The 9,207-nt window shown below is 41.4% G+C and carries 8 protein-coding genes and 1 pseudogene; all 9 read right to left on the bottom strand.

What is annotated here, in order from left to right; all coding sequences use genetic code 11:
- Window positions 1-173, bottom strand: a pseudogene (locus LJE72_RS14995) (IS5/IS1182 family transposase); the annotation flags it as partial.
- A 216-nt stretch (window positions 174-389) separates the two neighbouring features.
- On the bottom strand, window positions 390-1,016 hold the full coding sequence (locus LJE72_RS14990) for a CBS domain-containing protein (RefSeq protein WP_229248507.1): 627 nt from the start codon (window positions 1,014-1,016) through the stop codon (window positions 390-392).
- A 279-nt stretch (window positions 1,017-1,295) separates the two neighbouring features.
- Complete coding sequence (locus LJE72_RS14985; RefSeq protein ID WP_073027021.1) at window positions 1,296-2,000, bottom strand: ABC transporter ATP-binding protein; 705 nt, start codon at window positions 1,998-2,000, stop codon at window positions 1,296-1,298.
- Window positions 2,000-2,767, bottom strand: a complete 768-nt coding sequence (locus tag LJE72_RS14980; protein ID WP_229248505.1) for an ABC transporter ATP-binding protein — start codon at window positions 2,765-2,767, stop codon at window positions 2,000-2,002. Before LJE72_RS14980 ends, LJE72_RS14985 begins: the two co-directional genes overlap by 1 nt.
- Complete coding sequence (locus LJE72_RS14975) at window positions 2,748-3,701, bottom strand: branched-chain amino acid ABC transporter permease (protein ID WP_229248503.1); 954 nt, start codon at window positions 3,699-3,701, stop codon at window positions 2,748-2,750. Before LJE72_RS14975 ends, LJE72_RS14980 begins: the two co-directional genes overlap by 20 nt.
- A gap of 9 nt (window positions 3,702-3,710) precedes the next feature.
- Window positions 3,711-4,601, bottom strand: coding sequence for a branched-chain amino acid ABC transporter permease (locus LJE72_RS14970; protein WP_073027015.1), 891 nt, complete (start codon window positions 4,599-4,601; stop codon window positions 3,711-3,713).
- A 446-nt stretch (window positions 4,602-5,047) separates the two neighbouring features.
- A complete protein-coding gene (locus LJE72_RS14965) occupies window positions 5,048-6,211 on the bottom strand; it encodes an ABC transporter substrate-binding protein (RefSeq protein ID WP_229248501.1) in 1,164 nt (387 codons plus the stop codon).
- Between the two features lie 467 nt (window positions 6,212-6,678).
- Window positions 6,679-8,574, bottom strand: a complete 1,896-nt coding sequence (selB, locus tag LJE72_RS14960; protein WP_229248517.1) for a selenocysteine-specific translation elongation factor — start codon at window positions 8,572-8,574, stop codon at window positions 6,679-6,681.
- Window positions 8,575-8,678: 104 nt separating this feature from the next.
- Window positions 8,679-9,155, bottom strand: a complete 477-nt coding sequence (locus tag LJE72_RS14955; RefSeq protein WP_229248499.1) for a tetratricopeptide repeat protein — start codon at window positions 9,153-9,155, stop codon at window positions 8,679-8,681.
- Between the last annotated feature and the right edge of the window lie 52 nt (window positions 9,156-9,207).

Here is a 9,207-nt window from a genome sequence, read left to right as displayed (position 1 = left end):
GGTTTAGCAACATTACCTCGGTCACTAGGAAACATAAACGAATATTCTTTTTCGAGTTCATCCCAGGGAATAATTTTGGCTAATTGAACCCACCGATTATCAGCACTGAGTTTTCCCGAAAACGGGAGGATGAAATCATCTATTGTTATCTGTGGATCAGGTTTTCGGTACATTTTTTATCCTCCATGTGCACGCTTTTTGATATAATATGAATCTTTTCCATGCACATAATTTCGACGAACATGACCTCAAACCCTTCTGGTATCTAGCTTTTATGAGAATTTAGCAAACCCTAAATAGGATGAATGGCTTCTAAAGTATTTAAAAAACAGAAAGCACTGAGTGAATTCACATTCACTTCAGTGCTTTCTTTAGTCGTCCGCTAACCTCTATTTTTTAATCTTGTATCCTTTTTTTTTCAGGGACGCTTCAACTTCAGCTACTTGATCACCTTGGAGGCGTGCAAGAATTTGAATTTGATTATCTCTGAGATGATATACGGCTAAACTTCCAATATTAACATCAAACTCCTTGGTTGATAGAGCAAGATCTAGCATAACACCAACTTGATCCTTAGTTTCAATCATTACGCGCTGTCCTGGGCTACGAAATCCCATAATATCTAAAAAGGCATCCATTATATCTGAGCCCGTGATAATCCCGACTACCTTGCCTCCATCAACGACAGGCAATCCTCCAATTTTGTGATCTCGCATTAGCAAAGCTGCGTCCTCAATTTGAGTGTCGGGGTGACAGGTCACAACCTTTTTAATCGCTACTTCACGGATAGGAGTTTTAGCTATAAGATAGTTGAGTTCAAAAATACTCAAAGTTGTTGCCGGGGAAGGAGAGACCTCGCGAAGATCCCCATCTGTTACTAATCCAACAAGTTTCCCCTTTTCTACGACCGGCATTCGGCTAATCTTCTTTTCTCGCATAAGAGCCATTGTATCAGCAATAGTTTTTTCGGGAGTGACTGTGAAAACTTGAGCTGTCATAAATTGACGAACATACATTACAATTACCCCTTTCCACTTTAGATCTCGGCCTTGTTAATGTCACTCTTTGGCACCAAGCTAGTGTAGCCGGCAGATGCTTAGAAGCCGCTTTTGTTATTTCCATAAGGTCAAGTGCCCCTGTTACCAAAACTCAACCAAGAATGGTTGAGATTAGAGCACCGCCATGACTCGAACAAAGATGTTCGAGGTTAGTACACCGCCATCGATGGCATAGTGCCGTGATGGCTAGACGGGGCAGATTTGAAGATCTGCTCTGCCTTGTCTTTATATATGCATTTAGCCTCCTAAGTAGGCCTTACGGACTTCTTCACTAGCCGCTAATTGTTTAGCATCTCCTGAAAGCACAATTTTACCTGTCTCTAATACGTAAGCCCGGTTGGCTATAGAAAGCGCCATATGAGCATTCTGTTCTACAAGTAAAATCGTTGTTCCGCTAGCATTAATTTCCTTTATGATTGAGAATATTTGTTTTACCAAGATAGGAGCTAAACCCATTGAAGGTTCATCGAGAAGAAGCAACTGGGGTTTGGACATTAGGGCTCGACCCATCGCTAGCATTTGTTGTTCTCCTCCAGATAAGGTACCCGAAAGTTGGTTCTTCCTTTCAAGCAAACGTGGAAATAACTCATATACTCGTTTCATATCTTCTTTAATACCTGACTTGTCTTTACGCAAGTATGCCCCAAGTTCCAAGTTCTCGATAACAGTCATATTGGCAAATACTCGCCGTCCTTCTGGAACCTGAGATATTCCCTGGGCAACAATAGTTTGTGGAGCTATACTGGCCAGGTCTGCACCTTTAAACATTACCTTGCCATCTTTCGGTCGCAACAATCCCGAAATAGTCTTAAGACTTGTACTTTTCCCTGCACCATTTGAGCCGATTAGGGTTACAATTTCGCCCTGATTAACCTCGAGGGAAATCCCTTTAAGGGCATGAATGGCACCATAGTAAACATTGACATCTTCAAGGACAAGCATCAGACAACCTCCTCCCCTAGATAAGCCTCAATGACTTTGGGATTGCTCTTGATTTCATCTGGTGCCCCTTGAGCTATAATCATTCCGTAATCTAAAACATAGATGCGTTCACACACACCCATAACTAAAGACATATCATGCTCGATTAACAGAATCGTAAGCTTAAACTTTTCCCGTATCCAACGAATAAGATTCATCAGGTCATGTGTTTCTTGAGGATTCATACCTGCAGCAGGCTCATCCAGCAATAGGAGTTTGGGCTCAGTTCCCAGGGCACGAGCAATCTCTAAGCGTCGTTGTTCACCATAAGGCAAATTCTTCGCAATTTCTTCTGCCTTATGGTCAAGATTAAAGATCTTTAACAACTCCATAGCCTTTCGTTGCATCTCTTCTTCCCCGACGTAATAGCTTGGAAGGCGAAGGAACGCACTAAAGATTCCGTATGAGCTTCGTTGATGGTAGGCAATCTTGACATTATCTATGACGCTCAAATCGCTAAATAATCGGATATTTTGAAATGTCCGTGCCATTCCTCGCTGGGTGACATGATAGGGTTTAAGCCCTCTCATATCCTTATCCTGAAACAATATTTTTCCTTCTGTTTGTTCGTATACTCCTGTGAGTAAATTAAAAGCCGTAGTTTTTCCGGCCCCGTTCGGACCTATTAATCCGATCAGTTCCCCTTCGTTAATCTCAATATTTAGATTTGAAACTGCTTTTAATCCACCAAACGACTTAGAGAGTTTTTCAATCTTTAGAAGAGGCATTTTTCTCACCCTTCTTTCCGAGGAAACTTAAGCTAAATTCTTTAGTTCCTAATAGTCCCTTCGGCCTAAAAATCATCATTACTATCAAAAGTATAGCAGTAATCACAAGTCGCCATTCCGGCCAACCAGATAATGCGGCGGAAACAACCGTCATCACCACTGCTCCAAGAATGCTGCCCGTCAAGCTTCCTAACCCTCCAAGTACAACCATAACTAAAATATCAAAGGATTTAAGAAAACTGAACGTTAATGGCTGAATAATGTATAGATAATTGGCATAAATTCCACCCGCTAATCCAGCAAAGAAGGCCCCAATTGTGAACGCCATGATCTTATACTTAGTAGTATTAATACCCATGACATCTGCAGCGATTTCGTTCTCACGAATAGAGATGCATGCTCGACCGTGCGTAGAATAAATAAAGTTCCGAATAATGACAACACTTATAACCATGAGCCAAAAAGCCCATGTCCAAGTAATAGTTTTCGGCACTGAAAATCCTGAAGCCCCTCCGACATACTCCATATTCAAAAAGATAATTCGTACAATTTCCCCAAATCCAAGGGTAGCAATCGCTAGATAGTCTCCCTTAAGCCGTAACGTAGGCAGCCCAATCAAAAAACCCGCCAATGCGGACACAAGTGCCCCAGCAAGAAGCGCCAGCATAAGCGGCCCTTGAAATTTAACAACAACAATCGCAGCCATGTATGCCCCAATAGCCATAAAACCTGCATGTCCAATTGAAAACTGACCGGTTATCCCATTAATCAAGTTTAAACTAGTCGATAGAATGATAAAGATACAAACCTGGATCAAAGTAAGAGCTACAAAAGGAGGTAAAATATCCATTAGAATACTGCCCTGAACGATGGCATAAACAAGCAGTACCCCCAGTAAGGTTACAACACTTTGACGATTAATTCGCTTACCCATGTTTGTCACCTACACTTTCTCACGGATGTTCTTACCAAAGAGCCCGCTTGGCTTAATGATGAGAACAAGAATTAGAATTAGAAATGCTACCGCATCTCGCCAAGTCGAGGCTCCCAGACCGCTGACAAAGGATTCTGTAAGCCCTAAGAAGAATCCTCCGACCATTGCACCAGGAATAATCCCGATACCCCCTAGGACTGCAGCCACAAACGCCTTAAGTCCAGGGATGATTCCCATTAAAGGATTAATGGTATTAAAGTATACCCCCATTAGTACCCCAGCTGCAGCGGCAAGTGCAGATCCGATTGCAAAAGTCGCTGAAATCGTGTTATTTACATTAATTCCCATCAGCAGAGCTGCTTCATTATCAAAAGATACCGCACGCATTGCTTTTCCTATCTTTGAATACTTTACAATGACATGTAAAAGTATCATAAGAATGATCGAGGTAAGAATCATGACGATATCGCCATATTTAATGATAATCCCACCGACATTCCAAATCGTATCGGGAAAAACAGGAGGATAAGTACGCATCTGAGGAGATACAACTAACATTCCCCCATACTCCAAGAAAAACGAAACTCCAATAGCCGTAATCAATGATGCAATCCGTGTAGCGTTGCGCAAAGGTTTATAAGCAATCCGTTCAATCAAAACGCCAAGGATTGCGCTTACAACCATTGCTATAAGTAACGCTGGAATAAACGACAAATGCAGTGTCGTTGTCGCAAACCATCCGGCATACGCTCCGACCATCATTACATCGCCGTGAGCGAAGTTTATAAGCTTAATAATACCGTAGACCATGGTATAGCCTAGAGCAACTAAAGCGTAGATACTTCCTAGCGACAGACCATTCACTATCTGTTGCAATACTTGCTCAGTTACATTTCCCATCTTTTCAACTCCCAACTCCGAATAACTATTTAAGAAAATGACTCGCGCAATTAACAGATTCCTGCCATGACTTGAACAAGATGTTTAAGTTTTGTAACGCCGTCATGGAAAGAGGGAAGGGACCGCTGGCCAAGGACAGCCGAGTGTCCCTGCAGCCCTAAGACTACTGTCTTCGCACGGATTAGCCTTCTTGCAGGATAGGATGGCGAGAAGGGACCTTTCAGAAAGTATAAACTGACTGGTACAGTCAGTTTATACTTTTCATTCATGGAAACTCTATAATACTATAGATCTTAGTGAGAAGTTCTCCATCCGTTTCGTATACCACAGGCAGGCATGGGAGTCTGACTTTCTACAAAAAGGAGGGAGGGTTTGTCCTCCCTCCTTTTTTTGTAACAATTGTAACTTTATCCGATGGTTAGATAAGATTTACTAGAGTTCGGTTATTATTTTGGATTTACCTTTGTCATAAATACACTCTTGCCGTCTTTAAATTGCAAGATGGCGGCACTTTTGACTGGGTTGTGAGTCGCTGGATCTACATTCAATTCTCCACTGATGCCTTGGAAGCCCTTCATGTTTTCCAGAGCACTCCTCAAATTTTCGGATTCTGTACCTCCAGCATTCTCGATCGCTTTAATTAAGAGGTTTGCCGTATCATAGCCCAACGCCGCAAAGGTATCGGGTTCAGAACTATATTTTTCTTTGAAGTCTTTAATAAATTGGGTCATTCCTGGATCATCCATTGCTCCATGGTTGACATAATAAGTATTCTCAAGAGCTGCTGCTCCAGCAACGTCCACTAATTGCGGGGAGCCCCAACCATCTCCGCCCATGAATGTTTGCTTCATCTCCATTTCACGAGCTTGCTTAACGATTAGTCCGACTTCTTGATAATATCCAGGGACAAAAACCACATCTGGATTAGAAGCTTTGATACGTACCAACGTAGCACGGAAATCTAAATCACTGCCAGCAACATACTGTTCTTCTTCAACAATTTTACCGCCCGATCTTTCGAAATTCTCCTTGAAAGAAGTAGCTAAACCTTTGGAGTAATCTCCCTTTTGGTCAATAAAAAGGGCCGCGGTCTTTGCTTTAAGTGTATCCGTTGCAAAATTAGCGGCTACTTGACCTTGGAAAGGGTCAATAAAACAGGCCCGGAAGATCCATGGTTTTACTTTTCCGTTTTCAAATGTAACATTGTCCGATGTTCCTGTTGGAGTTATCAAAGGAACTTTGCTATCTGTAACCACTTGAACAGCAGCTAAAGTATTTCCACTAGTCATAGGTCCAAGTATGGCAACTACTTTATTTTGTGTTGCAAGCTTAGTTGAAGCTACGGTCGATTCTCCAGGGTCAGACTTATTATCCGCAGATACGTATTCTAATTGCTTTCCAAGTACTCCACCTTTAGCATTTTGCTGATCAAACGCTAACTTAATAGCTTTCTCTGCATATTGTCCAAAAGCAGCTGCCCCTCCACTAAGCTCTAAGTTTCCACCAACCTTAATAACTTCAGCCGACTTTTGTCCGCCAGTTGCTCCGCAACCGGTTACGAGAGCAAGACTTAATAAGGCTGCAGTCGCTATTGAAAACATTCTTCTCATCTTTATACCCCTCTCTATATAGGCCCTTATCGACCTTTCTTTTTCAATCTTTCTTTTCCGCCTTTAAATAATTCATCTGTATTCTTACGTTCTGATTTGATTACTTTTCCTCAATTCACCTCCAAATTAATATGCACCCGAAGTAGTTTTAAACTTGTACAACTATTAATAAAAATCCCAATCAAATGACAACTCTATTGATCAGGTTCCCCTTTAGTCAGAGGCTGTTAGATAACAAACCTCTAATTATATATTCTATATATTATAATACCATTTGACAAGCCATACTGTACAAAGTGTCGCTAATTTTAATAGGTATCCAATCGGTAATTACTGGGATTTTTAGCGTGTTAACTAGATGAATATAAAAGAGTAAGTAACTTTAAGTGAATCAAAAAGGTTGCTTACTCTCTATATAATTTGTTTTTTATGTTCAAAACTAACTGGTGAACTCGTTCAACTAAAGATCAATAGAGAGTCCTTTTATCTCCCTTACGTTGTGTTAGGCGTTGTTGATCAAAATACTCTAGTAAAGGGACTGAATATTTTCGAGATGTTTCCCATAACTCTCGAACCTCGGCGACTCCAACTTCCCCTTTTATTTTTAAAACCTCTAACAAACTTAACTTAGCCTGTTGTATATCATCACTCCTAAAATAGAATCCAGTGATAGAGACCCATTCTCCTTGCTCACATAAGTACCCTGCGTATTCTTGTATCTCCGCCTTGGGTATTCCACATGTTTCAGCTACTGTTCCTAATTCAGGCGGCATTAGTTTGACGTTTTGCCAAATAGCTCGTAATCCATCAAGTCGTTTAATAACTTCATGAGGAAGTTGCACTCCTTCGTTTGTTCTAACTTTGCTCCCATAAATACGATAAAAGTTACGTGCATCTCCTTGCTCTAGAATCGTTTGCCAACGTCGGTGTGTCCAAGTTATTCCGAGGCGTGTTTTTAATTCCTCTCTGCTGATCCCTCCCCGCAAGGGGTATTCCTCTTCGTGAGCCCTTACAACCCCAATTAGTTTTGACCTCCAAGCTTCTGCTGACGCCTTTCCCCAGTAGAGACAGACGTCATCTTCCATCCAAATTTCCGTTCGTTCTGATTCTTCCAGAGATTTTAGATTATCTTCTAAATCAGCTGAATTTACATGCAAGCGAACTGCAATATCTACAACGCTTCTAGGTTCGTTCATCTCTCTTTCTAAAAGGTCAAGCGGATCCCCTTGGTCCTTAACCTTCATTTGGTCCAATACACTTTCTTTAAACCGTTTTAGCTTAAACTCTGCTACGCTCAGTATTTTACCGCCAGCAATCGTATGAGTAGGCGAATAAAACCTTAACACAAAACGGTCGCCTGGCGCAGCAAGAACGGGTTCTTCAAGCAGTATTTGGGCGAAACCCTCCTCCCCGGGGGGTATGGTTTCCTGTTCCAAAAGATGTATCCGTCCTAAAACCTCTGTTGTCCCAAGATGAAAACGAACTCGCTGTCTTTGGACTAAGGGCTTTTCTGCGGAAGGAAGATTTGTTATTTTCAAATCTAAAATCTTTCCTACTTTAAATGTCTTTGGTTTTACAAGAACTGAACCTCGTTCAACTTCTGCAACATCTACTCCGGCGAGATTTACTGCTACCCTTTGTCCAGCTCCTGCAGAGCTTACTTTATTTTTATAAACTTGAAGTGAACGCACCTTAGCAATTATGTGGCTAGGCTCAATTGCCAGCTCTTGGCCTAATCCCATAGTGCCACTATGCAAGGTTCCTGTCACAACTGTACCAAAACCTTGAATGCTAAAAACCCTGTCAATTGGCATTCTCACTGGACCAGTCGATTTTTTACTTTCAACTTCAGATAATAAATCATCAATTATTTTTCGGAGTTCATCTATACCTTCACCTGTTTGGGCAGAAACACAACATATTTGTGCCTGGTTAAATACAGTTTTTTTAAGTTTTTCGTGGACCTCTTCTGCCATCAGTTCAAGCCAATCTTCATCCACAAGGTCTGTTTTATTTAGAACTACAATCCCTCGGGGGATCCCTAACAATGTTAAAATATCCAAATGTTCTTGGGTTTGGGGCATAATCCCTTCGTCAGCAGCAATGACAAGTAACACAATATCCATGCCGCTTGCCCCTGCCAACATCTGACGAACAAAGCGTTCATGCCCAGGGACATCAATCATTCCTACTTGCCTTCCGCTTGGCAACAACATATGTGCAAAACCCAGTTCGATAGAGATACCACGTTGTTTTTCTTCTTTTAGACGGTCTGTATCCATACCGGAAAGGGCCCGAATCAACTGTGTTTTACCGTGATCCACATGCCCAGCTGTCCCTACTAAATAATGCCGTTCATCCATCTTCTTTCCCCTTATCCAGTTCATGAATCCCACTTCTATAATGAGGGTATTCCATGTTTTGCTTGGGTGATATAGTCTCAATGTTTAGCTTTAGTTGAGCGAGTTCACTTACGTCTCTTAGACCACAATTCTTTGAGCCAACTCATGAAGGTTTGTTCTTTAGGATTAAGAGCCTTCTTATTTTCTAATCGTTTTGCTGTTTTTATCTCACGAATGAAATCTCCATAACGGTGAAGCTGCTTGTATACCACGCTCAAATTATTATGGGGTATCGAATAGTCAGGATCAATGCGAATTGCTTTCTGATAATACGCCACTGCTTGTTCTAAATCCCCCTCTTCCCGAGCAATATTACCCAGGTTATTTAAGGCATGTACATGCCTAGCATCGTGATTCAATGCTTCTTTGAAGCATTGCTTTGCCTCATTACGGTTTAGCCTTTTGGCTAAAGCAACACCTAGTTTATTATAAGCCATTGCATTGGTTGGATTTTTAGTAAGGTATTCTTTCAGGGTTGCTTCAGCCTCATCATAGTCTCGCGCTTCCAAATGATCTAATCCTCTATCATATAAAGATTTCAACAGGCTCACCCTTTGTTATCGTGCTGTTTGGCAACAATTATATTCTATAACA

The organism is Desulfosporosinus shakirovi, assembly GCF_020595055.1.
In the GTDB taxonomy this organism is placed as follows: Bacteria; Bacillota; Desulfitobacteriia; order Desulfitobacteriales; family Desulfitobacteriaceae; genus Desulfosporosinus; species Desulfosporosinus shakirovi.
The sequence above is the reverse complement of the archived record's forward strand: the minus strand, read 5'-3'. Positions and strand labels throughout refer to the sequence as shown.

Excerpts from the sequence above, each read along its gene's own strand:
- LJE72_RS14990 (WP_229248507.1), bottom strand. The coding sequence starts at position 1,016 with ATGTATGTTCGTCAATTTATGACAGCTCAAGTTTTCACAGTCACTCCC.
- LJE72_RS14985 (WP_073027021.1), bottom strand. The coding sequence starts at position 2,000 with ATGCTTGTCCTTGAAGATGTCAATGTTTACTATGGTGCCATTCATGCC.
- LJE72_RS14980 (WP_229248505.1), bottom strand. The coding sequence starts at position 2,767 with ATGCCTCTTCTAAAGATTGAAAAACTCTCTAAGTCGTTTGGTGGATTA.
- LJE72_RS14975 (WP_229248503.1), bottom strand. The coding sequence starts at position 3,701 with ATGGGTAAGCGAATTAATCGTCAAAGTGTTGTAACCTTACTGGGGGTA.
- LJE72_RS14970 (WP_073027015.1), bottom strand. The coding sequence starts at position 4,601 with ATGGGAAATGTAACTGAGCAAGTATTGCAACAGATAGTGAATGGTCTG.
- LJE72_RS14965 (WP_229248501.1), bottom strand. The coding sequence starts at position 6,211 with ATGAGAAGAATGTTTTCAATAGCGACTGCAGCCTTATTAAGTCTTGCT.
- selB (WP_229248517.1), bottom strand. The coding sequence starts at position 8,574 with ATGGATGAACGGCATTATTTAGTAGGGACAGCTGGGCATGTGGATCAC.